Origin of the sequence: Streptomyces sp. NPDC052701 (assembly GCF_040678355.1) — a bacterium.
In the GTDB taxonomy this organism is placed as follows: Bacteria; Actinomycetota; Actinomycetes; order Streptomycetales; family Streptomycetaceae; genus Streptomyces.
Genome location: NZ_JBFATO010000001.1, coordinates 73,129 through 97,465 on the forward strand (window position 1 = coordinate 73,129; position 24,337 = coordinate 97,465).

Annotated in this window: 18 protein-coding genes and 1 pseudogene; 11 read left to right on the plus strand and 8 right to left on the minus strand. The window is 74.4% G+C overall.

What is annotated here, in order from left to right:
- Positions 1 to 121 precede the first annotated feature (121 nt).
- A complete protein-coding gene (locus AB0L29_RS00355) occupies positions 122 to 766 on the minus strand; it encodes a peptide deformylase (protein WP_365821712.1) in 645 nt (214 codons plus the stop codon).
- Between the two features lie 141 nt (positions 767 to 907).
- On the opposite strand from AB0L29_RS00355, the gene AB0L29_RS00360 reads away from it, so the two are divergent.
- A complete protein-coding gene (locus AB0L29_RS00360; RefSeq protein ID WP_365821714.1) occupies positions 908 to 2,317 on the plus strand; it encodes a PepSY domain-containing protein in 1,410 nt (469 codons plus the stop codon).
- 75 nt (positions 2,318 to 2,392) lie between these two features.
- On the opposite strand, the gene AB0L29_RS00365 is transcribed toward AB0L29_RS00360, so the two are convergent.
- Together AB0L29_RS00365 and AB0L29_RS00370 are read right to left on the minus strand one after the other, a co-directional pair.
- Complete coding sequence (locus AB0L29_RS00365; RefSeq protein ID WP_365821716.1) at positions 2,393 to 2,752, minus strand: tetratricopeptide repeat protein; 360 nt, start codon at positions 2,750 to 2,752, stop codon at positions 2,393 to 2,395.
- A gap of 42 nt (positions 2,753 to 2,794) precedes the next feature.
- The gene (locus AB0L29_RS00370; RefSeq protein WP_365821718.1) at positions 2,795 to 3,118 is read right to left on the minus strand and encodes a hypothetical protein; all 324 of its coding nucleotides are present in this window, start codon (positions 3,116 to 3,118) and stop codon (positions 2,795 to 2,797) included.
- A gap of 245 nt (positions 3,119 to 3,363) precedes the next feature.
- Here AB0L29_RS00370 and AB0L29_RS00375 point away from each other — a divergent pair, with 245 nt between their 5' ends.
- Positions 3,364 to 4,329, plus strand: coding sequence for a pirin family protein (locus AB0L29_RS00375; RefSeq protein WP_365821720.1), 966 nt, complete (start codon positions 3,364 to 3,366; stop codon positions 4,327 to 4,329).
- A 785-nt stretch (positions 4,330 to 5,114) separates the two neighbouring features.
- The gene (locus tag AB0L29_RS00380; RefSeq protein WP_365821722.1) at positions 5,115 to 6,641 is read left to right on the plus strand and encodes an RICIN domain-containing protein; all 1,527 of its coding nucleotides are present in this window, start codon (positions 5,115 to 5,117) and stop codon (positions 6,639 to 6,641) included.
- Between the two features lie 53 nt (positions 6,642 to 6,694).
- Here the strand turns inward: AB0L29_RS00380 and AB0L29_RS00385 are convergent, their stop codons facing one another.
- Positions 6,695 to 7,183: a hypothetical protein gene (locus AB0L29_RS00385; RefSeq protein ID WP_365821724.1), complete on the minus strand. Its 489-nt coding sequence runs from the start codon at positions 7,181 to 7,183 to the stop codon at positions 6,695 to 6,697.
- Between the two features lie 43 nt (positions 7,184 to 7,226).
- Positions 7,227 to 8,321, minus strand: a complete 1,095-nt coding sequence (locus tag AB0L29_RS00390) for a hypothetical protein (protein WP_365821726.1) — start codon at positions 8,319 to 8,321, stop codon at positions 7,227 to 7,229.
- A gap of 406 nt (positions 8,322 to 8,727) precedes the next feature.
- Here AB0L29_RS00390 and AB0L29_RS00395 point away from each other — a divergent pair, with 406 nt between their 5' ends.
- The 4 genes and pseudogenes from AB0L29_RS00395 (at position 8,728) to AB0L29_RS00410 (ending at position 12,130) form a co-directional block, all read left to right on the plus strand.
- Positions 8,728 to 9,447 (plus strand): hypothetical protein, encoded by a 720-nt coding sequence (locus tag AB0L29_RS00395; RefSeq protein ID WP_365821728.1) that lies wholly within the window; start codon positions 8,728 to 8,730, stop codon positions 9,445 to 9,447.
- Positions 9,448 to 9,511: 64 nt separating this feature from the next.
- Positions 9,512 to 11,341: an FG-GAP-like repeat-containing protein gene (locus AB0L29_RS00400; protein ID WP_365821730.1), complete on the plus strand. Its 1,830-nt coding sequence runs from the start codon at positions 9,512 to 9,514 to the stop codon at positions 11,339 to 11,341.
- A gap of 241 nt (positions 11,342 to 11,582) precedes the next feature.
- Positions 11,583 to 11,927, plus strand: a pseudogene (locus AB0L29_RS00405) (lanthionine synthetase LanC family protein); the annotation flags it as partial.
- 50 nt (positions 11,928 to 11,977) lie between these two features.
- Positions 11,978 to 12,130 (plus strand): VenA family class IV lanthipeptide, encoded by a 153-nt coding sequence (locus tag AB0L29_RS00410; RefSeq protein WP_365821732.1) that lies wholly within the window; start codon positions 11,978 to 11,980, stop codon positions 12,128 to 12,130.
- 135 nt (positions 12,131 to 12,265) lie between these two features.
- On the opposite strand, the gene AB0L29_RS00415 is transcribed toward AB0L29_RS00410, so the two are convergent.
- Positions 12,266 to 12,616 (minus strand): DUF3140 domain-containing protein, encoded by a 351-nt coding sequence (locus tag AB0L29_RS00415; protein WP_365821734.1) that lies wholly within the window; start codon positions 12,614 to 12,616, stop codon positions 12,266 to 12,268.
- 281 nt (positions 12,617 to 12,897) lie between these two features.
- Here AB0L29_RS00415 and AB0L29_RS00420 point away from each other — a divergent pair, with 281 nt between their 5' ends.
- Positions 12,898 to 13,923, plus strand: a complete 1,026-nt coding sequence (locus AB0L29_RS00420) for a LacI family DNA-binding transcriptional regulator (protein ID WP_365821736.1) — start codon at positions 12,898 to 12,900, stop codon at positions 13,921 to 13,923.
- Here AB0L29_RS00420 and AB0L29_RS00425 read toward each other — a convergent pair.
- Positions 13,920 to 17,975 carry a glycosyl hydrolase gene (locus tag AB0L29_RS00425; protein WP_365821738.1) on the minus strand — a complete coding sequence of 1,352 codons (4,056 nt, stop codon included), beginning with the start codon at positions 17,973 to 17,975 and terminating at the stop codon, positions 13,920 to 13,922. The genes AB0L29_RS00420 and AB0L29_RS00425 overlap by 4 nt on opposite strands.
- Positions 17,976 to 18,183: 208 nt before the next feature.
- Here AB0L29_RS00425 and AB0L29_RS00430 point away from each other — a divergent pair, with 208 nt between their 5' ends.
- Positions 18,184 to 19,491, plus strand: coding sequence for an MFS transporter (locus AB0L29_RS00430; protein WP_365821740.1), 1,308 nt, complete (start codon positions 18,184 to 18,186; stop codon positions 19,489 to 19,491).
- A 156-nt stretch (positions 19,492 to 19,647) separates the two neighbouring features.
- Positions 19,648 to 21,111: an L-fucose/L-arabinose isomerase family protein gene (locus AB0L29_RS00435; RefSeq protein ID WP_365821742.1), complete on the plus strand. Its 1,464-nt coding sequence runs from the start codon at positions 19,648 to 19,650 to the stop codon at positions 21,109 to 21,111.
- Between the two features lie 27 nt (positions 21,112 to 21,138).
- Here the strand turns inward: AB0L29_RS00435 and AB0L29_RS00440 are convergent, their stop codons facing one another.
- Positions 21,139 to 22,014, minus strand: coding sequence for an alpha/beta hydrolase (locus AB0L29_RS00440; protein ID WP_365821744.1), 876 nt, complete (start codon positions 22,012 to 22,014; stop codon positions 21,139 to 21,141).
- A gap of 314 nt (positions 22,015 to 22,328) precedes the next feature.
- Between AB0L29_RS00440 and AB0L29_RS00445 the strand changes: the two genes are divergently transcribed.
- A complete protein-coding gene (locus AB0L29_RS00445) occupies positions 22,329 to 24,326 on the plus strand; it encodes a BTAD domain-containing putative transcriptional regulator (RefSeq protein WP_365821746.1) in 1,998 nt (665 codons plus the stop codon).
- Positions 24,327 to 24,337: the final 11 nt, after the last annotated feature.

Genomic DNA, 24,337 nt, shown 5'->3' on the forward strand with positions numbered 1-24,337 from the left:
CGTGGCCTCGTTCCCCCGGCCGGCGCCGCGGGGCCCGTCCCGCCCCGCGGGGCGGGACGGGCCCCGCGGCGCCGGCCGGGGGAACGAGGCCACGGGGCGTCAGGCGGCCCGCCGGGGCCCGTCACGGCAGCTCGAAGCCCAGGGCCCGCGCCGCCTCCTCCGGCGTCGGCTGCGACCAGTACTCCGCCACCGCCCGGTGGGAGGAGAGCGAGCGCGGCTCGGCCCGGTCCAGGTACAGCGTGCCGTCGAGGTGGTCCGTCTCGTGCTGCACGATCCGCGCGGGCCAGCCGCCGACCACCTCGTCCACCGCGCGCCCGTGCTCGTCCTGCCCGGTCAGCCGCACCTCGGCGGGCCGCGCGACCACCGCCTGCCAGCCCGGCACGCTCAGACAGCCCTCGAAGAACGCGGCCCGGGCGGCGCCGGCCGGCTCGTAGGACGGATTGACCAGCACCCGGAACGGCTGCGGCACCCGCCCGCGCGCCAGCCGCACCTCCTGCGGCACCGGCGCCGGGTCCTCGATCACCGCGATCCGCAGCGGGACACCGACCTGCGGCGCGGCCAGCCCGACGCCCGGCGCCGCGCGCATGGTGACGCGCAGCGCCTCGACGAAGCGGGCCAGCAGCGCGGGCCCCAGCTGACCGTCGTAGGGCTCGGTGCCGCGCCGCAGCACCGGGTCGCCGGCCGCGACGATCGGCAACGGGCCGTCGTCGGCGAGGAGTTCCTCGACCCGCTCGGCCAGGGGCACGCGCTCGTACGGAGTTCCCATCGCGCCAGGATGCCACGGGAACCGCCGCGCCCTCAGGTCCCGCCCGTGGCGCAGGCCACACGAACCGCGGGGAACTCCGGGCCGCGCCGCCCCGACTACTGCACCACCACGGTCCCCACGACGTCCCGGAGAAGCCCGCCGATGACCACCGCTCCCCCGACCGCCACGGACGAGGCCCCGCAACCGGCCCCGCCTGCCCCGCCCAGGGGCGCCTGGGCCCCGCTGCGCCCCCTGATCCTGCGCCTGCACTTCTACGCCGGTGTGCTGGTGGCACCGTTCCTGCTGGTCGCCGCCGTCACCGGGCTGCTGTACGCCGCCTCGTTCCAGGCCGAGGAGATCGTGTACCGCCACGAGACCACGGTCCCGGTCGGCGACCGCAAGCTGCCGGTCTCCCGGCAGGTCGCCGCCGCCCGCGAGGCCCATCCCCAGGGCACGGTCACGGCCGTGCGCCCCTCGCCCGAGGCCGACGCCGCCACCAGGGTGCTGCTGACCGGCGTACCGGGCGTCGGCGAGGACCACGTGCTCGCCGTGTTCGTCGACCCGTACACCGCCGAGGTGCGCGGCGCCCTCGAACAGTACGGCTCGACCGGCGCCCTGCCGCTGCGCACCTGGATCGACGAGTTCCACCGCGACCTGCACCTCGGGGAGAACGGCCGGCTCTACAGCGAGCTGGCGGCCAGCTGGCTGTGGGTGATCTCGGCCGGCGGGCTGGTGCTGTGGTTCTCCCGGCGCCGCGCCCTGCGCAGGGTGCGCGGCACCGCCGGACGGCGCCGCACCCTCGGCCTGCACGGCACCGTCGGCGTCTGGGCGGCGGCCGGGTTCTTCTTCCTCTCGGCGACCGGCCTGACCTGGTCGGCACATGCCGGCACCACCATCGACGAACTGCGCACCTCGCTCGGCCAGGCCACCCCCTCCCTCTCGGCGACCGCGGGCGGCGAGCACGGCGGCCACGGCGGGGCGGCCGGCTCCGGCGGGAGCGGCGAGCACGGCGTCGGCCTCGACAAGGTCCTGGCCGCCGCACGCGCGAAGGGCCTGGGCGACCCCGTGGAGATCGTCCCGCCCGCCGACGCGGAGTCCGCCTACGTCGTCAAGCAGGTGCAGCGCAGCTGGCCCACCAAGCAGGACGCGGTCGCCGTCGACCCGGCGAGCGGCGAGGTCACCGACGTCCTGCGGTTCGCGGACCACCCGGTGCTCGCCAAGCTCACCCGCTGGGGCATCGACCTGCACACCGGCGTCCTGTTCGGCCTGGTCAACCAGATAGCCCTGATGCTGCTCGCGCTCTGCCTGATCCTGCTGATCGTGTGGGGCTACCGGATGTGGTGGCAGCGCGGCCGCGACCGCGCCTTCGGCCGGCCGGTCCCGCGCGGTGCCTGGCAGCAGGTGCCGCCGCAGGTCCTCGTCCCCCTGCTGGCCGCGGTCGCGGTCCTCGGTTACTTCGTACCGCTGCTGGGCATCCCGCTGGCCGCCTTCCTCGCCGTCGACGTCGTCCTCGGCGAGATCGCGTACCGGCGGGGGAGGCGGACGTACGGACCCGGGCCGGCCGCGAAGTAGCGCCTCGGCCCCCGCCCCGCGGCACCGGTGCCCGACTCCGTGACAGAGCCGGGCACCGGTGCCGCGGGAGGTGTCTCACAGGTGCGCGAAGTCGCCCGCGAGGGCCGAGGCGATGCGCAGGTGCCGCTCCGCCTCCTCGTGCCGCCCCTGCCGCTGGAGGGTGCGGCCGAGCATCAGCCGGGCGTAGTGCTCGACCGGATCGCGCTCGACGATGACCCGCAACTCGGCCTCGGCACGGCGCAGTTGCGCCGAGTGGTAGTAGGCGCGGGCCAGCAGCAGACGGGGGCCGGTCTGGTCCGGCACCTCCTCGACCAGCCCGACGAGGACGCGTGCCGCGGCGGCGTAGTCCTTGGCGTCGAAGAACATCCCCGCGCGCTCCCAGCGCTCCGCCGGCGTTCCGTGGGCGTAGTACGCCGACTCGTATGTCGTGTCCACCGGTGACCTCCTTCGGCGCCGACAACCGGCCACGGCGGTCCGCTATTCCACCGGCGGGTTCCGCCGCCGGCCCGGGGCGGCCGGCTCGGCGTCGGCCCGCCCGGTGACCCGTGCCGGCACACGGCCGGCGGCGACCGGGTCCCCGTCGGCGTGCGCGTCGGCCGCGTCGGCCTTCAGCGCGCCCGTGACCCGCCCGGCGGGCGCGTCGCGTGCCACGGGGGCCCCGGCGGCGGCGACGAACCCGAGGGCCACCGACTGCTGGAAGGCCGTGCCGTGCCGGGCCGGTACGGACTCCAGGACCGTGCGGGCGGCGTAGTGGGCCAGACCGATGACGCGGCTGTCGGGGCGGGGTGCGGTGAGGGCCATGGCTGCTCCTCCACGGGTGCGCGGGCCGGGGTGTCCCGGGCGGACGCGATCCGGGCGGACGCGATCCGGGCGGACGCGACCCGGGCGGGCGTCTCGCCGGTGGGCGGCGGGGCCTTCCCGGACGGACCGGGCGGCGCGTCGAGCAGGGCCGCCGGCTCGCGCGTGGACGCACGCGTGCCGGGCCGGCCGCGACCGCGCCCGGCGACGGACTGACGGAGGCGGGCCGGCGGCATTAGGTTGTCGGCATGAGCGATCTCGAGCGCACGGCGGTTCCCGCCCCGTGCGGTGGCCGCGGCTTCGTGGTCGCGGAACCCGTGCGTGAACTCCTCAGCCCGCGCCGCGTCAGGCTCGGCGAGTCCTCCGAGGTCCGCCGGCTGCTGCCCAACCTGGGCCGCCGCATGGTGGGCGCCTGGTGCTTCGTCGACCACTACGGCCCCGACGACATCGCCGACGAGCCCGGCATGCAGGTGCCGCCCCACCCGCACATGGGGCTGCAGACGGTGAGCTGGCTGCACGAGGGCGAGGTGCTGCACCGCGACTCGACCGGCAGCCTGCAGGTCGTCCGCCCCCGCGAACTGGGCCTGATGACCTCCGGCCGGGCCATCAGCCACTCCGAGGAGAGCCCGAGGCCGCACGCCCGCCTCCTGCACGGCGCGCAGCTGTGGGTCGCCCTCCCCGACAGCCACCGCCACACCGACCCGCGCTTCGAGCACCACGCCGACCTGCCGGTCCTCACGGCACCGGGCCTGACGGCCACGCTGATCCTCGGCGACCTCGACGGCGCGACCTCGCCCGGCACGGCGTACACGCCCATCGTCGGCGCCGACCTGGCCCTCGCCCGGGGCGCCGACGTACGCCTCCCCCTGGAGCCCGACTTCGAGTACGCGGTGCTGTCGATGTCCGGCGAGGCCCACGTGGACGGCGTGCCCGTGCTGCCGGGCTCGATGCTCTACCTCGGCTGCGGACGCGGCGAACTCCCTCTGCGCGCCGAGTCGGACGCGGGTCTGATGCTCCTGGGCGGCGAGCCGTTCGAAGAGGAGCTGATCATGTTCTGGAACTGGATCGGCCGGTCGCGGGAGGAGATCGAGCAGGCCCGCCGGGACTGGATGGAAGGCACGCGGTTCGGCGAGGTGAAGGGGTACGACGGGGATCCGCTGCCTGCCCCCGAGCTGCCCGCGGTGCCGCTGAAACCACGAGGGCGGGTGCGTTGACCCGCGGAGACGGCTGATCGGCCGATGGCGGTCAGGCGGCTCACCGTCTCCTGCGGAAGGTCCGCAAGGTGTGAATGCCGTAGCGGTGAGCGCTTTTGGCGTTGCTCTCCCTTTCCGCGGGGAGGACCAGCCCCGTGTGCGCGGGCGTGACGGAGCAGCCCGGTCGGCAGGGGCCGGGGCAGGCCGCCGCCGGCGGGAGAGTGATGGCGCTGTGCAGCCGGCGGACTGGTCGGCGACGAGGTCGCGCCGGCGGCCCGTCGTCGTGATGCCGGGCGCGCCGTTCCCGCCGAGCGAGCCGTGGGCCGCCCGAACGCACCGGTGAAGGCGGCTTCGTCCGGCGGCCCGGTGCCGTCGTGGCCCCGGCGTCATCGAGGCAGGGCCCTGCGGTGCTGGTCCCGGGACCGGGAAGCGATGGGCGGGGAGCGCCACCGGGCCGCTCCGCGCGCCGCACGCTGGTGCGCACGCCGGGGGACGGGCGCGCACTGTCCGCCTGTCGCGTGCCGGTGCGTGCCGACACCGGCACGCTGGGCAGTGCTGCCGGATCACTTGATGGATGGGTTTGCCCGCCGCAGGCCCGGACGGGGGACCGCGGGCCTCCAGCATGGGGGCAGCGCGCGCCTCCGGCGGCACGGTTGCTTCGTGCAGGAACACCGGAGACGTTCCCCGCCCGACCAAGAGGACCATGCCGGCCTTCACCGGTGCGGGCAGTACCGCACCCGGCCGGAACCGGCAGACCTGCGACAACCCTCCGTGGCGGGCGGTCAGTGAACGGCGAAGGGATGACGATGAGCACTGCCCGAGCGGCAGCTACAGACGGCCCGCACTCCGCCTCCCCGATCAGCACGGTCGCGGGGACCGGGGTTGCCGGGTTCAAGGGGGACAACGAGCCAGCCGCCACGGCTCAGTTGAACCGCCCGTACGGGATCGCGGTGGACAGCACCGGCACCCTCTACTTCTCCGACTTCTACAACCACCGGGTCCGGAAGATCACGACGGACGGGAAGATCAGCACGGTCGCGGGAACCGGGGCCGCGGGCTTCGGCGGGGACAACGGCCCTGCCGTCTCGGCCCAGCTGAACTACCCGCGTGAGGTGGCCGTGGACGGCGCAGGCGCCGTGTACGTCGCCGATGCCAACAACCACCGGATCCGGAAGATCACGGCGGACGGGAAGATCAGCACGCTCGCCGGCACGGGCATGGCCGGCTTCAGCGGTGACGGCGGCCCCGCCACCGCCGCCCGGTTGTACGGCCCGTTCGGGGTGGCGGTGGACAGCACCGGCGTCCTGTTCATCGCCGAGTACAACAACCACCGGATCCGGAAGATCACGGCGGACGGGAAGATCAGCACGGTCGCGGGAACCGGGGCCGCGGGATTCGCGGGGGACGGCGGCCCGGCGCTTTCAGCCCAGCTGAACGGCCCGCACGGGGTGGCGGTCGATGGCGAGGGCGCCCTCTACATCGCCGACTACGCCAATCACCGGATCCGGAAAGTCACGCCCGACGGGAAGATCGGCACGGTCGCCGGCACGGGCAGCGCGGGCTTCGGCGGTGACGACGGTCCTGCCGCCTCGGCTCGGCTGAACGCTCCGGTAGGAGTGATGGTGGACAGCGGCGGTGCCCTCCACATCGCCGACTACGGCAATCACCGGGTGCGGCGGGTCACGCCCGACGGGAAGATCGGCACGGTCGCCGGCACGGGCAGCGCGGGCTTCGGCGGTGACGACGGCCCGGCCGCCTCGGCCCAGCTGAACTACCCGTTCGGGCTGGCTGTGGACTGCGTCGACACTCTCTACATCGCCGACCACCTCAACCACCGGGTCCGCAGGATCGCGTCGGCGAGGCTGGCCGGGCTGCCCGAGTCGGGCACGGTGGTCTCCTGGGCCAACGTCCGCAGCAGGCTGCGGATGGGGGTCCTGCGCGAGTCCACCAAGGACGGCGCCGAGATCCACCAGTCGCTGGCCGTGCCCAGGGATCACCAGCGGTGGCGGCTGGTCGCGGCGGGCCAGGACAACGGCGATGTCCTGTACAGGATCGAGAACGTGCGCAGCGGCAAGGTCCTGGAGGTCGTCGGGGCGCAGCAGAGGGCCGGGGCGGTGGTCGCGCAGCGCGCCTACGAGGGTGCTGACGCACGCCACCAGCAGTGGAGGCTGATCCCGGTGGGCCCTGCGAACGGCACCCCGCGGGTGTACGAGATCGCGAACCGGAACAGCGGTCTGCTGCTGCGCGTCGACACCAACACCCGCACGGCGATCACGCAGGACGGAGCGGAGGGCGACCACCAGGGTCGGCAGTGGCAGCTGCTGCCCCTGTGACGTGCGAAGGGGTCAGGGGCGGCCTCGCCCCTGACCCCTCGGAACCGGTGCGTTCAGTCGGAGGCAGACGGATCCTCGGCGGTCGGCTTGGGGGCCTTGGGGGTCTCCGGGGCCTTGGGGGGCTTGGTGAAACCGCTCTTCTTCGGCCTGTTCTCCAGGTCCTCGTCCTTCTGGAGGCCGCTGTGCTCCGTGACCGTCGTGCTCGATTCCTGCATGCCGGCGGCGGCCGCCGTGGACACCGAGCCGGGATTCCGGGCGTACCGGGCCTGTTCTCCGGCTGACGCCTGGGTGGTCTGGATGAAGGAGCCGAGGAAGCCCAGGACGGCCCGCGCCTCGGGCGACTGCTCCCGCACGACCTTCGCGCGGGAGGACGCCCCGTGGATCGCGGTGTCGAACAGGCTCGTGCTCGTGTCGTCGTACGTGTCGTCGCCGGCGTCCTCGAAGTCGACGTCCGCACCCGGCTGCGGCTTGGAGCCGCCGGTGGTCACCGAGAAGAGCCCCGCGCTGTTGCCCGCGAAGCCGAAGATGTTGTCGAACACCATGGTCATCACCTCTGGTCGTCGTCGTGGCGGTGCCGCCCGCCGGTCAAGGCTGCTTGTACAGTGCTCGCGGGCTGTAGGTCAGGCTCTCGACGTCGAACATCGTGTGGTCGACCTCCAGGGCGGAGACGACCTCGGCCAGCCCCTTCATCCGGAAGCCGCCGCCGGCCAGGTCGATGTCGCCGATGTCACGGGCGACCAGCTGGTCGAGACCGGGGTGGTTCCCCGGCTGCGGGGGAGACAGGACCGCCACCGGCACGTCGTACTTCACCGCGATCAGTCCGGAGAAGGTCACCGGGATCTCGTAGGTGTACTGCTTGCGAGTACGCCGCTGCGTGACGATGGTCTGCACACGGGAGTTCGCCGGGACCTGGCCGGAGATCTGCGATTTCGAGGCCCAGCTGGTGGTCAGGGAGCCGCCGACGGAGGCCGAGATGCCCAGCAGCAACGAGGCGTTGAGCGCCGCGGTGCCGGTGGCGCTGCCCTGGGTCGTGAACCCCACCGAGTTCGTCACCGTGTTCGCCGCGGAGTTCCCCGCCGAGTTCGTCGTGGCCGTGTCGGTGGCGTTGGCGTTGTCGACCCCGATGTTGTCCTTGCTGTTCTTGTTGGTCACGGTGGTCGTGTTCTTGTTCGTCATGTCGTTGCGCAGCTGCGTCTGCAGCTGCGACTGCAGGTCCATCCGCAGCTGGTTCTGCAGCTGCAGCTGGAGCTGCGCGCTGACGCTGCCGCCGAAGGTGAGCTTCGCCTCCCCGTGAAGCGACCACGTGACCCCGTTCGACACCGTGAAATCGACCGAGTCGGTGAAATTCATCGGGGTCTGGCTGCGGTTGACGTAGGAGCGCGAGGAGAACGTGTCGGGCGGCGGCTGGCTGATGTCGCCCCGCTCCTCGATCAACGGCTCCCCGAGATTCATGTAGGCGATCCAGCCCAGCTGGGACGCGGTCCCGGGAAAAGCGCCGAAGCTCGACTTGTTCACGGAGAACCCGACCGGCTTGTGCTTTACACCGTTGTTGTCGACGTAGACCAGGTTGGGGTGGTTCAGGATGGCCTGCCAGGTCTGCTCGATGTCGAGTTCCCGCAGGTTCTTCTTCGTCAGTGGCTGGCGCTTGGCGCGTTCCAGGATGTACGCGGTGGAAGGCATTACCCGTCCTCGGCTGATTCCGGTGAACCGCGCTCGGCGAATGGGAAACGGGCATCTGTGCGCGATCCGGAAATCGAAATTATCACGGTCCCATTTTCCCGGGAAGACGTCTCCGTACATCACCCTCAAACGAGTGACGAGGATTCCCCGGCTGCTCAACTCACCGATTTTCAAGGTAACTTGGTGAACTGTCGGTCGCTCGGCCGACGTCTTTCCGACAGCCCTGCGCGCAAGCCCTGCAGCCTCGTACGGTGCCGTGGACGACGCCACGTTTTCGGTCATCCACGTGTTTCCGGAGACGTTTCGACCGAGGGTGATCCGTCTTCCTGCAATTCCGCCTGACAGATCACGGCGCTGAGTGTCCGACGCGTTGTTCCCCGCATCCAGGACAGGTGAGGTTTCCGCGATGTACACCCAAGAACGCACGACGATGACGAATTTGGTGGTCGGCGGCCCGGTAGCGGTGAACAGCTACGACAACGCGATCGTGGCGGCGCTGGTCGAGAACCGGCCGGTCATGCTCGTCCACGCCTTCAACGGCGGCTACCTGCGGCCCGTCGAGCTGAAGGAGGAAAGCCACGACAAGGGCGTCCAGCTGGCCACCGCGCTCGATCCGGCCACCAAGGAGGCCAACGGCCACCTCTGGCACATCACCCCCGCCGGCTTCTTCGGGCAACGACCGCTGTACTTCGTCGAGAGCGCCGCGGGCCAGGTGTCGCCCAAGCCCGCCGCCGCGGGCCAAGCCGACGCCGGCCGCGGCGACGACGGCGCGCCGAAGCCTCGGCGCAGGCGCATCACCGTCCACCGGGACGCCCCCAGGAGCACGGCCGACACCGTCCAGGTGGGCCTGCCCGCCAAGGTCGGGGACAACTGGCGCGGGAAGAACGGCGCGATCGAGGACACCCAGCTCTGGATCGTCACGGTGACGCCGTGGGGCGGGATCACCTTCGTGCCGATCACCCACCCCGACGCCATCCTCGGCTTCAAGGACCACGCGGTGACAGCCAACAGCGAGGTGCGCGTCACCTACAACTGGGGCGGAGACTTCACCGGGACGGTGATCAACACGTTCTACCCGCGGCTGCCCAACGAGTGGGACGTCCCCTACCACCACGTCTTCACGTGATCGCCGGCCGCCGCGCCACACCCGTCCCGAGTCAACGCCCGCACCGCCTGGGAGAGGCACCACGATGCACGTGCCCACGGAAGAACTGAAGCTTCGGATCGTCAACGCCGCCACGGGGAAGACCCTCGGCGCCAAGGCCGCGCCGGGCACGGACGGGGCGCTCGTCGTCCGCGACTTCCCCGACGGCGGTCCCGGGCCGGAGCGGTGGCAGCTCACTCCTGTCCAGGCCACGCGGGACGAACAGGCCTATGTGATCCGCAACGCGGTCGGCGGCAAGGTGCTCGACGACCCCGCCGCCGCGGACCGCGGCGTCCGCCAGTGGAACGCCACCGCCGGCAAGAAGGGCCAGCAGTGGCACGTCGTCCCCGTCGAGGGCGAAGCGGGCCTCTACTTCATCGAGGGCGTGGCCGACGGTGCCGTTCTCGACCTCGCCGACCACGGCGAGGAGGAGGCCCGGGTCGTCCTGCGCGAGTACGACGACAGCGCGGAGAGCCAGCGGTGGCGGTTCGTCCCGGCCGAGCCCGAGCGGATCAGCGACCCCGTGCTGCGCTGGACACCCCTGAGTCACTGGAACGGCCGCCGGTCCTGGCGGCTGGCCCGCTCGGCCGCGCTGCGGCCGGCACCCGACGCGACGCCTTCCTTCAGCGACATGCTGCTGGTCCTCAGCCGGTTCGGGAGCGACCAGGACGCCGGCGGGTGGAGGAGCGACGGACCCCACCGTTCCCCCGGTGGGCAACAGGGCTGGTGGGCCGGGCCCGGTGCGCGGTTCCTCGCCGACACCACCGGAGGGGGGCGGGCGGACATCGTGGGGCTCACCTCCGCGAAGGGGGCTGTGACCTCGCCCGGCAGGGGCGACGGGACGTTCGGCGACGAGCGTGTCCTGCACCCCTGCGCGCCCTCCTCGGACCCGGCGGACCTGTGGACCCTCGTGGACACGACGGGCGACGGCCGGCCCGACATCGTCGTGCTCGCCGCCGACGGCGTCCGGGTGTCCGCCCAGGACGAGACGGGGGCGTTCGCGCCCGCGGGCGGCAAGCTGGTCCTCAAGGCGTTCGGGCACGGCCGGCAGGCCGGCGGGTGGCTCGCCGGCAGGCATCCCCGCTTCCTCGTCGACACCACCGGTGACGGGCGCGTCGACATCGTCGGCTGCCACGACGACGGCGTCCGGGTCTCGCTGCAGAACGAGGACGGCACGTTCGCGCCGATCGCCGACGAACCTGTTCTCCGGGCGTTCGGCCACGGCGAGAAGGCAGGGGGCTGGCTGGCCGGCAGGCATCCCCGCTTCCTCGTCGACACCACCGGTGACGGGCGCGTCGACATCGTCGGCTGCCACGACGACGGCGTCTGGGTGTCGCTCCAGGACGAGGACGGCACGTTCGCCGAGCCCCTGTACGTCCTCGACGACTTCGGGACCGACCAGGGGTGGAGCTCGGTCGAGGACCACCCCCGCTTCCTGTCCGCCACAACCAGTGGCGGAACAGTGGACGTCATCGGGTTCGGCCCGCAGGGCGTCGTCGTCTCACGCGGGCGCGGCGACGGCACGTTCGCACCCTCGAAGCTCGTCCTGAACGACTTCGGCCTCGCCCAGGGGTGGACGGGCGGGAAGCACCTCCGCTTCCTCGCCGACGTCACCGGCGACGGCACCCCGGACATCGTCGGCTTCGGCGACGAAGGGGTCTGGGTGTCGCACAACCGCGGCGACGGCCGGTTCGAGCAGGCCCAGCTGGTGTGCCGCGGGTTCGGGTACGACGAGGACGCCGGCGCCTGGCGGGTCGACCGCCACCCCCGTTTCCTCGCCGACGTCACCGGCGACGGACGCGTCGACATCGTCGGCTTCGGCGGCCCGGGAGTGTACGTGGCCCGGAACCTCTACCGCCGGTTCCGGACCCGGTAACCCTCCGAGGACCTCCGGCCGCAGCACGGCGACCGGCCATCGGCGTGCGGCGCCCGTCCCCCGCCCCGACGTGCGGCCCGGCACGCCTTCGCCCGTGCGGCCGCACGTCACAGCCGCAGCGACGGGCAGGGGGGCGCGGGCGCCGAGCGGGTGGCGACTCCCGCAACGGCGAACGCTCCGAGACCGTGCTGAGCGGCGTCGGGCCGGTGGGGACAGCCGTGCCCCGCGACCGCCGTCCGCCACCGGCGACGACCGGTTCGGCGACCTCGCCCGCCGCAGTGCGTACGCCGTGGCGGAACACGCCTCCCGCGCCCCTCTCACCCAGTGCCACGGACTGGCGGGCAACGGGGACTTCCTCCTCGACATGGCCGCCGCCACAGGCGACTCCACCTACCGCACCATGGCCGAAGGGCTGGCCCGCCTCATCCTCGCCGAACGGGCCCACCGCCGCGGCCACGTCGTCTTCCCCAACGAGTACGGGGACGTCTCGACCAGCTGGAGCGACGGAAGCGCCGGAATCCTGGCCTTCCTCCTCCGCCTCCGCCACCCCTCGCCCCGGCACTGGATGGTCCAGCCGCCGGCCTGAGCGGCAGGAGGCCTGCCGCTGCCCACGGAAAACGGAAAAGGGAGAAACCCATGGAAAACCAGGAACTCGAACTGCTGGCCCGGCTCCACGCCCTTCCCGAGACCGACCCGGTCGAGGTCGACGGAGCCCCGTTCTCCGCGACATGTGACTGTCCCGGCCTGCTGACTCTCCTGAACACCCTCTGCCTGGGCGCCACCTGTTAGGCGGCCTCGTGGCGATACCACTCGTCCGGCGGCTGCCCCCAGCAGCCGCCGGACGGAGCGACGGTCGAACGAAGCCGCGGGGAAGGGACGCTCCGCGGGAGGCCGCCGGCCCGCCGCGCGGCGCGGCTCCCGGGCTCAGCCGCCGGCAAGGGGGTCGTGGCCCCAGTTCATCAGCGAATGACGCCACCGGGTGTCGCGCACGTCTCCCGACGGCCGCTGCGCGAGGTGGCGGCGGATGTACCCGTTGACCTTGCGCATGTGCGCGTAGTCCGAGTCCGAGAGGTCGCCCTTGTCCTTGCGCAGGATCTCGACGATCCTGCGGCCCGAGGCGTGCCCGGTCGACTCGCCGCCGTCCGTGTGCTGCCCCGCCGCCTGCGAGGTGTCCGTCTCCAGCCACTCCTCCAGGGCGGACGGTGACATGTTGACCAGCTCCCGGAAGGTGTCCCAGGTCTCGCCACGCTCGTCGTCGCTCGTCGTGTCGGCCACGGCGTCTCCCTCGTCTCCTGCGTCCGGACGTCTCCTCCCACCCTGCTGGAAGGCCGCGCTCCGCGCACACGGGCGGGGGCCGGCCGGTTCGGTGGTTCACCCGCCGGCGCGCAGCCCCGGGGCGGCCGCCCGGGTCACGGCCCTCGCGCCGGACCGGCGGCGGCCGCCGCACGGCATGGCCGGGCCCCGGCGCGAAAAACGTTTCACGTCCTGTCGCGTTATACTTGCGTCGCCCGGAGGACCACTGTCGTGCCTGTTCGCACGGCCGTCAGAGCGAGGGGGTGGACGCCGTTCCGGCACGCCCCGCCCGCATCCAGGACGTCGCCGCCGCGGCAGGCGTCTCGGTGTCCACGGTGTCGAACGTCCTGAACCGGCCCGAGCGCGTCAACGCCCGAACGGCCGAGCGCGTCCGCACCGCGATCGAGGCCCTCGACTACGTACCCCACCCCGGAGCCGCCGGCCTGCGCACCGGGCACTCGTCCTCGATCGGGCTGGTGCTGCCCGACGTCGCCAACTCCTTCTACTCGCGCATCGCCCGCGGCGCCGCGGAGGCGGCCTACGACCACGGCTACTCCCTCGTGCTCTGCCACAGCGGGGACGCGCCGGAGCGGGAACAGGGCTACTTCACCATGCTCGCCGCCCAGCGGGCCGTCGGAGCCGTGGTCGTGCCGCTCGGCGCCGATCCGGGCCGGCTGTCCCGGCTGCGCGAGCGCGGCATCCCGCTGGTCCTGGCCGACCGCGCGATGCCGGACCGGGACGGCTGCTCCGTCTCCGTCGACGACGTCGCCGGCGGGCGCATCGCCGTACGGCACCTGCTGGACCGCGGCGCGCGCGACGTCCTCGTCGTCAACGGCGAGCGCGGCATACGCCAGTGCGCCGACCGGTACCAGGGCGCCCGGCAGGCCGTGCGCGGCCGGCGCGGGGCGCGGCTGGACCAGGTCGTCGCCGAGGAGATGACGGCCGCCTACGGCGCCAAGATCGCCGACCAGCTCGGCGACCTGCCCGACGGCGTCTTCTGCACCAACGACTTCCTCGCCGCGGGGCTGTGCCGCGGACTCGCCGGCCGGGGGGTGCGCATCCCCGAGGACGTGCAGGTGGTCGGGTACGGCGACCTCGACATCGCGGGCTTCGGGGCGACGACCCTGACGACGGTCCGGCAACCCGTCGAGGAACTCGGCCGGGGGGCCGTCGAGTTGCTGCTCGACGAGATCGAGGCCCGCGCGGAACACGTCCACGAGTCCCGGGTCTTCCCGCCCGGTCTCGTCCTGCGGGACTCCACCCGGCCGCCCGCCGGCGACAGGACCTAGCCGTGCCGTCCGGGCCGCGGGATCCGCAGGGTCACCGGCCCCAGGAGGCCCGAGGCCAGCTGCGACGGGAAGGCCCAGGCGGTCGGTGTGGCCTCGGCGAGGTACGGGGCCAGGGTGTTGCGGACGGTGACGTCGATCCGGACCGTGCGCCCGGCGGCGCCGCGCAGCCGGAAGCGGTACGGCACGCAGAACGCCTCGCCGGCCGGTTCCCCGTCCACCGCCACCTCGACGCTGCCCCGTACCCGCCCCAGGTCCAGCACGGGATCCGGCCCCGGCGGCACCGCGAGCGCCCGCGAATAGGTCACGCCCCCGCTCCAGCCGCCCAGCCCCAGCGCGCGCCAGTCGCCCAGCGCCAGCGGCGCCGGCACGGTACGGACACGCACCGGTCCCCGCCAGGCGGAGCCGCCCCGCAGGACGGCCGTGGGGGCGGTGACGACCTCGATCGGCGTGGGCGCCCGCAACGGCCGGGGCAGCGTGAGGACCCGGCCGTCGAGGACGCGCCGCGCGCCGTCGCCGACGCGCACCCGCGCGGGCAGCCCCAGCGGCAGGTCGACCGACACGGTGCCCGCCGGCACGGTGAAGCGGAAGCGCTGCACCGCCGCCCGGACGTCGTCGGTGCACCGCAGCGGCAGTACGGCGCGGCCGAGCACCGGCGGGCCGGTGAGCCACTCCGTGTCCGGCAACGGGTGGGGCCGTACCGCGGCGTGACAGTGCTGCAGCTCGCCCCGCCTGCGGTCGTCCTCGACGGCACGCCCCCGCCACCGGCCCGCACGGGCCTCCCAGCCGGCACCGCCGACCAGCGCGGTGACGGCGGAGCCCGACCGCGCCACCAGGTCGACGAAGACCGCGTCCCGGGAACGGACGCCCTCGGCCACGACCTCCAGGACGTGCTCGCCCGCCCCGAGCCGCACCGCGTGGCGGAAGAACGCCGGCACCGCGCCCCAGTCCGCCTCGTAGTACTCCGCCTTCTCCTGCCGCGCCACCACCGCGCCGTCGAGCAGTACGGTGACCGCCGTCGCGGCACCCACGACCAGCACCGCCCGCGCGCCGTCGCCCGGCGCCCGCAGGCGCGCCCGGTAGGCGACCCGGCCGTCCGGCCGCACCCCGTCGGGCAGGCGCATGAACCGCGGGCGCGCCGGGAAACCGCCCGGCGCGGACAGGCAGAAGCAGCTGCCCAGCGGCGTGCCGGAGGCCGCGGAGATCGCCGAGGGCTGGTCCTGCGCGCCGGACAGCTCGTACTCGAGCACGTTGCGCGCCCGGGCCACCGTCACCCGGGCGGACGCCAGGTACCCGCCGGCGCCCGTGTCCAGCCGCTCGCCGTTCCACCACACGCGCTTGACCGCCTCCGCGCCCACGTGCAGATCGGCGGGGCCCCGGTGGCCGGTCTCCACGACGGCCCGGACGCGGGCGACGCGCCCGCCGCCCGGCACCGGGACGCGTACGAACTCCTCGGGCACCAGCGCCTTGTTGCCGAGCAGCCCGTCCGGACGCGGTGTCCCCCGGCTCGACGAGTACTCCGCCACCTCCCAACCCGCTCCCGGCGGCACGAGGGGCAGCTCCCCGGCCAGCACCCGCTCGGCACCGGCGGCGTCGAGCGGCTCCGGCGCCCGCGCGGAGGGCACCGGGGGCAGGACACGGACCCGGTTGCCGTAGGTGACCCGCGCCCGCCGCCACACCGCTTCCGGCGCGTCGGAGGCGGTCCCGGTGCCGGATTCCGCCCCGGTTCCGGCCTCGGTCCCGGTCTCGGTCCACCACATGTCCCAGATCTGCGGCTCGGCGACCGACGCCCCCGCGGGCAGTGCCAGGTCTCCCCAGGTGTTGTCCATGGTGGGGACCAGACGGCCCTCCCAGCCGGCCGAGACGTCGATCACCTCCGCCGGCTCGGGCACCGCCGCCGGCCCGCTGGCGGCGGTACGTGCCGGTGAGCCCTCGCGCCAGACGACCAGGGCGGCGGGGGCGCCGTCCAGCGGCACCTCGATGGTGGACAGGCCGTCGCCGGAGACGGTGACGCGCGCGGGGCCGCGGGCCCCGGTCGCCGGGTTCCACACCTCGGCCTCGGCGACCGGGGCGCGCACGGTGACGGACGAGGCGCGGGCGTAGCGCGAGGTGTCGACGGTGTGGTCCCGCCGCGGCCCGGGGGAGCCGGTGCGCGGATCCGTCCGGACACCGGCGTCGGGGAAGGCGGCCGTCACCAGGGCGACCGCCTGGCCGCCCCGCCTCTTGACGAGCAGCGGCACCTCGCCCCAGGCGTACCCGGTGCTCCCGGCCACCGCCGCCGCGCCCGCCTCGGCGTCGGGGACCCGCTCCAGGCGCGGGTGCGCGAGCAGCGCCGCCACGACGGCGTCGTCCCCGGCCGTTCCGGCGGCCGACCGGGGAGGACGCCCCACGGCCACGACCCTGCCGCCGGCGTCGAGGAGCCCGGTCAGCCGGCGTGCCGTCCCCTCCTCCAGGACGCTCGCCGAGGGCAGCAGCAGCGCGGTGTAGGCCAGGTCCCCGATCCGCAGGGCGCCGTCGGCGGGCTCGGCGCGCTGCACCGAGTCGTCGTCGACGACGTCGAAGGCGACGCGGTGCCGGTCCAGGGCGCCGATCCGGGGGTGGAGCCAGTTGTCGGTGCCGCACAGGTCCAGGTAGTGCCGCTGCGTCTGGTCGGCGTCGGCGTGACCGTCGCCGAGCCCGCCGTCGCCGAAGTGGCGGACGGGCGCGTCCAGCGGGACCAGGGCCTGCACGGTGGCGGTGGGGTGCAGGACGGCCACGTCGGCCGCGTGGCCTCCCCAGGACATGACCGAGCAGATCCGGGCCACCGCCCGCGAGAACGCCGGGTACTGCTTCCAGTAGGGCTGGCGCCAGTCGGTGGACGGCGGCGCCCACTCGAACCAGCCGCCCGCGGTGCCGAAGTAACTGGCGTGCGGGTTGTACAGGTCGGCACCGCGGCGCAGGAACGGCAGCAGCCACTCGTAGGTGTCCTCCAGGGTGCCGCCCCAGCCGGAGGAGTGGAACGCCTCGACCCACACGCGCTGGTGGCCGTACAGGCGGGCCATGGAGGAGTGGACCTTGGCGTCCCCGTGGTGGTCGCTGCCGACGGCGCCGTACCAGCGGTGGGTCCGGAAGTAGTCCGTGTAGATCTGCGTCGACTGCACCGGATGCCCCGCGCGGGCCGGATGGCTCTGGTCGGCCCCGATCAGCATGCCGCGCTCCTCGTGCCAGGCGGCGAGCGGCCGGAACAGGGCCTCCTCGGTGAGTTCGGCGCGGACCGCGTAGTAGTCGGCGCGGATCTTCGCCGCCCGGCCCGCCGCCGCGGGCGCGCCGAACAGGGCGGGCAGGTGCTCCAGCAGGTCGTAGCCGCGCCGGGCGCGGAACTCCGCGGGGAAGCGGTGGCTCCAGGAGTTCGTGCCCGGCAGCTCGTCCTGGAAGCTGCCCGCGACGACGGTGCCCAGGTACTCGGGCACGCGGCGGTCGAACTCGTGGTGCACCGCGTCCATCAGCAGGCCGACGGCGCGCGGATCCAGGTAGTCGAAGGCCGTGGGCACGGCGGTGACGAGCCGTACGTCCGTGCCGTCGGCGGCCGTGATCCGCGCCGCGCCCGTGACCGGCAGGCGCCGCCCGTCGGCGTCGTACGCGCCCACCAGCGTCTCGGCGTCCCGCAGGGGCGCCGTGCCCCGGGAGACGGTCGCCGTGCGGCTGCGCAGCGCCAGGCCCGCCGCCCGGGGGTGCCGCCGGGTGACGCCGCCCTGGACGTTGGCGCCGGAGAACCCGATCTGGTCGTAGAACCACAGCCGCGTCCCGAGTTCCGCGGCGATCCGGCAGGCGTCCGTGAAGCGGGCCCACCACTCCTCGCCGAACCAGGCCGGGTCGTCGGCCCGGGCGCCGAAAGCCGGGCCGGCCGGCGCCAGGTTGATCACCACGAGGTTGTGCACGCCGCCCTCGGCGAACCTGCGCATCTGCCATTCCAGACGCTCCCGGGTCACCTTCGCGCCCGACCACCACCACAGGGGAGTGGGCCCGTAGTCCCGGGGCGGATCGTCGAAGAGCTGCCGCAGCGCGGGGGAGAGCACGGATGCGGTCCTTCCCCTGAAACGTTTTCAGGCCGCTTTCACCGTAGGCGACCTGGAACCTTCGCGCCAGAGCCAAGGAAGGCGGGCAACAGGCGCGCGTCATGCGGGAGATGGCCGCGCGACACCTTGTTGCAACGTTTTTCTGCCCCTATATTCGCTGCGACCCGGCCCCCGGAGCCGCGATGTCACAAGACGACGGAGTCGCCCCATGGCCCGTACCCCGACCGCCCCGGACCCCGCCGAACGCCCCGTCCCGAGGCACCTGTGGAAGGCGGCGGCCCTGTCGGGCATGGCCTCCTACCTCGACGCCGGGCTGATCGTCAGCATCTCCGTCAACCTGGCCGTCTACCGGGACGGTTACGGCATGGGGGTGTGGATGGCCGGCGCGATCAGCGCGATCGTCACCGTCTGCATCGCCGTCGGGTCCCTGGCCGGCGGCTGGCTCGCCGACCGGTTCGGCCGCCGCCGCGTCTACAACCTGGACATCCTCTGCTACGCGCTGGGCGTGCTCGTCGTCACGCTGGCACCCGACGACACCGTGCTGCTGGCCGGTGTCCTGGTCGCCGGGCTGGCCGCGGGCGCCGACCTGCCGACGTCCCTGGCCGTCGTCTCGGACGCCGCCCCCTCCTGGGCCCGCGGGCGGCTCGTGGCCTTCACCCAGGTCATGTGGATGCTGGGCATCACCGTCGCCGTCCTCCTCGGGTTCGCCCTGTCGACGACCGGCATGACCGGGGCGAGGATCATCACCGGCCAACTGGCCCTTGCCGCCCTCGTCACCTGGCTGCTGCGCTCCCGGTTGAAGCTGTCCGCCGAACCCGGCCCGGCGCACGACCGGGACGCCGCCCACGGGACGGAGCGGGCGGCCGCCCCGCGCCGCGTCGCGCTGAGGGACGTGGGGACACGTGCCGCGCTGCTGCCGATGGCCGCCACCTTCGTCTTCTACGTCACCTGGGGCCTCGGCGCGAACACCTTCGGACAGTTCGGGACCTATCTGCTGGTCACCGTCAGCGACGCCTCGCAGAGCCTGGCCACCGGCATCAACCTGGCCTTCGTCCCGATCGGGGTGCTGCTGACCGTCGCCTTCGTCCGCGTCGCCGACGGCCCCTGGCGCGACCGGCTGTTCCACCTGGCCGCCGCCGTGCAGGTCCTCGCCTTCGCCATCGCCTCCCTGACCGCCGGAGCCCTCGCCGGCATGCTCGTCTTCTTCGTCCTCTACCAGCTCTCCAACCCCTTCGCCGGAGAGGCCAACTACAAGGTCTGGTCGCAGCTCACCCTGCCCGCGGACACCCGGGGCACCACCCAGGGGCTCACCTACGCCCTCGCGCGCGGGGTCTTCGCGGTCGCCGCGTTCTTCACCCCCGCCCTGGCCGAGTACAGCGCGGCCGTCCTGCTCTGGTCGATCACCGTCTGCATGGCGCTGGCGGCGTGCGCGGGCGTCTTCATCATCCGCGTCCTCGTCCCGCGCGCGCCCGGCGTCGCGTCCGCCCGGCCGGACCTGAGGACCGCCCGGACGTGACGGCGGCCCGCACCCGCCGGGCGCGAAGGCCGCCCGGGCCGGGGGCACCCGGACCCGGCGACGCCCGGACCCGGCGGCGGCCGCGTCCGCAGGACGCGGGGCTCCGGGCCGAACCGGACCCCACCCGACCCCCCGACCCGACAAGGAGCACCAGCCATGGCAACGACCACGGGCCGCGACGCCGGCCGGACCGCCCTGCTGCGCGAACTGCTTCCCCCGGTCACCCGGCGCCGCACCCGGATCGGACTGGTCTCCGGCGGGCTCGGCACGTACTGGCCGCAGTTCCCCGGACTCCTGCCGCAGCTGCGGGAGTCGGCCGGACACGTCGCCGAGCGCCTGCGGCGGATGGACGCGGAGGTGACCGACGCCGGATTCGTCTCCGACGCCGAGGAGGGCGCGGCCGCCGCCGAGCAGCTCCGCCGGGCCGACTGCGACCTGATCGTGCTGTTCCTGGCCACGTACCTGACCTCGTCGATGGTGCTGCCCATCGCACAGCGCTCGCACGCCCCGGTCCTGGTCGTCGACCTCCAGCCGTCCGAGCGGATGGACCACGCGTCCTTCGACACGGGGGCCTGGCTGGCCTACTGCGGACAGTGCCCGGTGCCCGAGGTCGGCAACGTCTTCCGCCGCGCCGGCATCCCCTTCCGGTCGGTCTCGGGCTGGCTGCGCCAGGAGTCCGCCTGGCGGCGCGTGGAGCAGTGGGTCCGCGCCGCCCGCGTCCGCGCCGCGCTGCGGCACGCCCGGCACGGTCTCATGGGACACCTGTACCCGGGGATGCTCGACGTCTCGACCGATCCGACCCTGCTGTCGACGACGTTCGGCTCGCACGTGGAGGTGCTGGAGTTCGACGACCTGCGGCACCGGGTGGAGCGGGTGACCGAGGCCGAGACCCGGGAGCGCATGGCGCTGGCCCGGCGCGTCTTCACCCTCGACGACAGCGTGGCGGACGAGGACTTCGCCTGGGGCGCGACCGTGTCGGTCGCCCTGGACCGGCTGGTGGCGGACTTCGGGCTCGACACCCTCGCGTACTACCACCGCGGCCTCGACGGCGAACTGCACGAGCGGCTCGGCGCCGGCATGATCCTGGGCGCCTCGCTGCTCACCGCCCGGGGCGTGCCCGCGGCCGGCGAGTACGAACTGCGCACCAGCGTCGCCCAGCTGGCCTGCCAGTGCGTCGGCACCGGAGGCTCCTTCACCGAGATCCAGGCCCTCGACTTCGAGGACGGCGTGGTGGAGATGGGCCACGACGGGCCCGGCCACCTCGCGGTCAGCTCCCGCGACCCGCTGCTGCGCGGACTCGGCGTCTACCACGGCAAGCGCGGCTGGGGCGTGAGCGTGGAGTTCGACGTCCGGCACGGCCCCGTCACCCTGCTGGGGCTCGGCCAGGACGCCGACGGCACGCTGTCCTTCGTCACCTCGCAGGGGACCGTCGTCCCGGGGCCGCTGCTGGAGATCGGCAACACCACCAGCCGGGTCGACTTCGGCCGCGATCCCGGCGAGTGGGTCGACGCCTGGAGCGCCTCGGGCGTCGGCCACCACTGGTCCCTCACGGTCGGCCACCACACCGCGGACTTCCGGGCCGCCGCGAGCCTGCTGGGCATCGGCCACCGCGAGGTGTGAGCCCCGGGGTCGCCCCCCGGGGCACCCTCACCGGGCCAGGAGCGCGCGCAGTTCGGCGGCGGTCTCCTGCGGGGCCTCCTCCGCCATGAAGTGGCCGCAGGAGACCGTCCGGTGGGTCAGGTCCGCGGCCCAGGCCCGCCAGAGCCGCCGCGCGTCGAAGCCGAGGACGGCGCCCCAGTCCTGCTGCAGCACGGCGACCGGCATGCGCAGCCGGTTGCCCGCGTCCCGGTCCGCCCGGTCGTGCTCGACGTCGACGGTGGCGGAGGCGCGGTAGTCGGCCACGATGGAGGGCACCGCGTCCCGGCAGGCGTCGAGGTAGGCGGCCCGCACCCGGGCCGGCACGGCCTCGGGCGCGCGGGTCCAGACGTCGAGGAAGTGGCCGAAGAAGACGTCCGGGTCGGCGGCGATCATCCGCTCCGGCAGGCCCGGGGGCTGGGCCATCAGGTACAGGTGGAACCCGACGGCCGCGCCGGTGCCGCGCATCACGTCCCACATGTCCAGCGTCGGCAGCACGTCGAGGCACGCCAGGTGGGTGATCGCGTCGGGGTGGTCGAGGCCGGCCCGGAAGGCGACCAGGGCGCCGCGGTCGTGGCCGGCCAGCGCGAAGCGCTCGTGGCCCAGGGCACGGGCCAGCGCGACGACGTCGGCGGCCATGGTCCGCTTGGCGTACGTGGCGCCGGTGTCGGCGGGCTTGTCGCTGGCGCCGTAACCGCGCAGGTCGGGGCAGATGACGGTGTGGTCGGCCGTGAGGTCGGCGGCCACGTGCCGCCACATGAGGTGGGTCTGCGGGAAGCCGTGGAGCAGTACGACCGGGCTGCCCGAGCCGCCGACGGCGACGTGGAGGGCGACGTCGTCGGCGACGCGGAGGCGCTGGTGGTCGAAGCCGGGGATGGTCGGTGTCATGGTGTGCTGCCTTCGTCTCTGGCGTACACGCGGATACGCGTGTCCGCGGATACGCGTGTACGGGGATACACAGCCCTCTGTCCGCGCGTGCCGGGGCATGGGGGGAGAGGGGGGAGTTCGCCGGTCGGCGACACCTCGACCTTCCCGCGCGCCGATCAGCGTTCGATCAGCGCGTACCGTGACCGGCGTACCGCGTACCGCGTACCGCGTACCGCGTACGACGGGCGACGGACGACGTACGACGGACGACGGACCGCGGACGGGGCAGGGCGCGGAAGCCGGAAGCGGGCGGGGAAAGGCGGAGGGAGGCGGACGTGGACGGGCAGAGGGAGCCGATCCGCTTCGGGGTGCTCGGGCCGGTGGTGGCGTGGGACGGCACCGGGGAGCCCCTCGGGCTGAAGGGGCCGCGGCACAGGGCGGTGCTGGCCCGGCTGATCGTCGCCCGCCGTCGCGTCGTTCCGGTCGCCCGTCTGGTGCGGGACCTGTGGGAGGAGCCGGGGGCGGGCGCGGTCGGCGCCGTCCAGACCTTCGTCGCCGCGCTGCGCCGCGTCCTGGAACCGGACCGCCCGCCCCGCGCCCCGGCCCGCCTGCTGGTCACCGAGGGCCCCGGGTACGCGCTGCGGGCCGCGCCGGACGCCGTGGACGCCTGGCGGTTCGAGGCGGCCGTCGGCGCCGCCGCCGCACTGCCGCCCGCGCGGGCCCTGGAGCGCCTGGAGCAGGCGCTGGGGGCGTGGCGCGGCCCGGCCTACGCCGACGTCGCGCGGGAGGAGTGGGCGCGCGGGGAACGCTCCCGCCTGACCGAGCTGCGGCTGCGGGCCGTCGAACAGCAGGCGCAGGCCCGGCTGGCGCTGGGCCTGGCCGCCGAGGCGGTCCCCGACCTGGACGCGCACCTGGCGGAGCACCCCTGGCGTGAGGAGGGTTGGCGGCTCCTGGCCCTCGCGCTGTACCGCGCCGGCCGCCAGGCCGACGCGCTCGCCGTGCTGCGCCGGGCCCGGGCCATGCTGGCCGACCGGCTCGGGGTGGACCCGGGCCCGCGACTGCGCCGCCTGGAGGCGGACGTCCTCGCGCAGGACCCGCTGCTGGATCCTCCGGCGGAACCGGTGACGGCGGCGGCCCGGCTGTGGACGCGGGCGGCCGAGGCGTACGACCGCACGGTCTCCGGGGGCGCGCGCTCCCGACTGGAGTCGACCGTCGGCCTGCTGCGGAACCTGGCGGTGACCGGGGGCGGCGGCCTCCGGGCGGCCCAGGAGCACCGGTCGGCGGCGATCACCGCGGCGGAGGAGTTCGGCGACCCGGAACTGACCGCCCGCGTCATCGGCGCCTACGACGTCCCCGCGATCTGGACGCGCGCCGACGACCCGGAGCAGGCGCGGCGGATCGTGGCCGCCGCCGAGCGCACCCTGGCCGCGCTGCCCGAGGGCGCCGCGCACGAGGCGGCGCGCTGCCGTCTGTTGGCCACGATCGCACTGGAGACGCGCGGCACCCGCTCCCCGCGGGGCGCGCGGGCCGCGGCCGAGGCGGAGCACATCGCACGCCGTCTGAACGACCCGGTGCTGCTGGCGTTCGCCCTCAACGGGGCGTTCCTGCAGTCCTGCGGCCGGGCCGGGCTCGCGCCCCGGCGGGACGCGATCGGGCGGGAGCTGATCGCCCTGGCCGCGCGGCACGGCCTGGTCAACTTCGAGCTGCTCGGTCATCTCGTCCGCATGCAGGCGAACGGCGCGCTCGCGGACTTCGCGACGGCGGACGGGCACGCCGACGCGGCGGACCGGCTGGCCGAACGTCACGAGCGGCCGCTGGCGGGGGTGTTCACCCAGTGGTACCGCGCGCTGCGGACGGCCGCCGCCGGGGAGCACCGGCGGGCCGAGGCCGCCTACCGGGCCGCCGCCGCGCGGCTGGACGGCGCCGGCATGCCCGGCCTGGAGCACGGACTGCTGCCCCTGGCCCGGCTGTGCCTGGGCCTGGGCGGCGTCGCCACGCCCGCCTCGGCGGCCGCCGCGCACATCGACCCGGAGGCCGACTGGGGCCCCTACCGCCCGTGGGCCGAACCGTTCACGCTGTTGCGGGCCGGCCGCCTTGCCGACGCCCGCGCCCGCCTGCGCGCCCTGCCGGAGCCGCCCGCGGACCTGCTCTACGAGGCCCTGTGCTGCCTGCAGGCCGCGGTCGCCCTGGAGCTCGGCGACCGGCCGCTGCTGAGGACGCTCCACGCCCGTCTGCTGCCGGCCTCGGGCGAACTCGCCGGCGCGGGCAGCGGACTGCTCACCCTCGGCCCCATGGACCAGTGGCTCACCACCATGGCAGCCGCCCTCGACTGACGGCCTGCGCC

What these genes read in the sequence shown, in the direction of transcription:
- AB0L29_RS00355 (WP_365821712.1), bottom strand. Translation starts at nt 766, where the DNA reads ATGGGAACTCCGTACGAGCGCGTGCCCCTGGCCGAGCGGGTCGAGGAA.
- AB0L29_RS00360 (WP_365821714.1), top strand. Translation starts at nt 908, where the DNA reads ATGACCACCGCTCCCCCGACCGCCACGGACGAGGCCCCGCAACCGGCC.
- AB0L29_RS00370 (WP_365821718.1), bottom strand. Translation starts at nt 3,118, where the DNA reads ATGGCCCTCACCGCACCCCGCCCCGACAGCCGCGTCATCGGTCTGGCC.
- AB0L29_RS00375 (WP_365821720.1), top strand. Translation starts at nt 3,364, where the DNA reads ATGAGCGATCTCGAGCGCACGGCGGTTCCCGCCCCGTGCGGTGGCCGC.
- AB0L29_RS00380 (WP_365821722.1), top strand. Translation starts at nt 5,115, where the DNA reads ATGAGCACTGCCCGAGCGGCAGCTACAGACGGCCCGCACTCCGCCTCC.
- AB0L29_RS00385 (WP_365821724.1), bottom strand. Translation starts at nt 7,183, where the DNA reads ATGGTGTTCGACAACATCTTCGGCTTCGCGGGCAACAGCGCGGGGCTC.
- AB0L29_RS00390 (WP_365821726.1), bottom strand. Translation starts at nt 8,321, where the DNA reads ATGCCTTCCACCGCGTACATCCTGGAACGCGCCAAGCGCCAGCCACTG.
- AB0L29_RS00395 (WP_365821728.1), top strand. Translation starts at nt 8,728, where the DNA reads ATGTACACCCAAGAACGCACGACGATGACGAATTTGGTGGTCGGCGGC.
- AB0L29_RS00400 (WP_365821730.1), top strand. Translation starts at nt 9,512, where the DNA reads ATGCACGTGCCCACGGAAGAACTGAAGCTTCGGATCGTCAACGCCGCC.
- AB0L29_RS00410 (WP_365821732.1), top strand. Translation starts at nt 11,978, where the DNA reads ATGGAAAACCAGGAACTCGAACTGCTGGCCCGGCTCCACGCCCTTCCC.
- AB0L29_RS00430 (WP_365821740.1), top strand. Translation starts at nt 18,184, where the DNA reads ATGGCCCGTACCCCGACCGCCCCGGACCCCGCCGAACGCCCCGTCCCG.
- AB0L29_RS00435 (WP_365821742.1), top strand. Translation starts at nt 19,648, where the DNA reads ATGGCAACGACCACGGGCCGCGACGCCGGCCGGACCGCCCTGCTGCGC.
- AB0L29_RS00440 (WP_365821744.1), bottom strand. Translation starts at nt 22,014, where the DNA reads ATGACACCGACCATCCCCGGCTTCGACCACCAGCGCCTCCGCGTCGCC.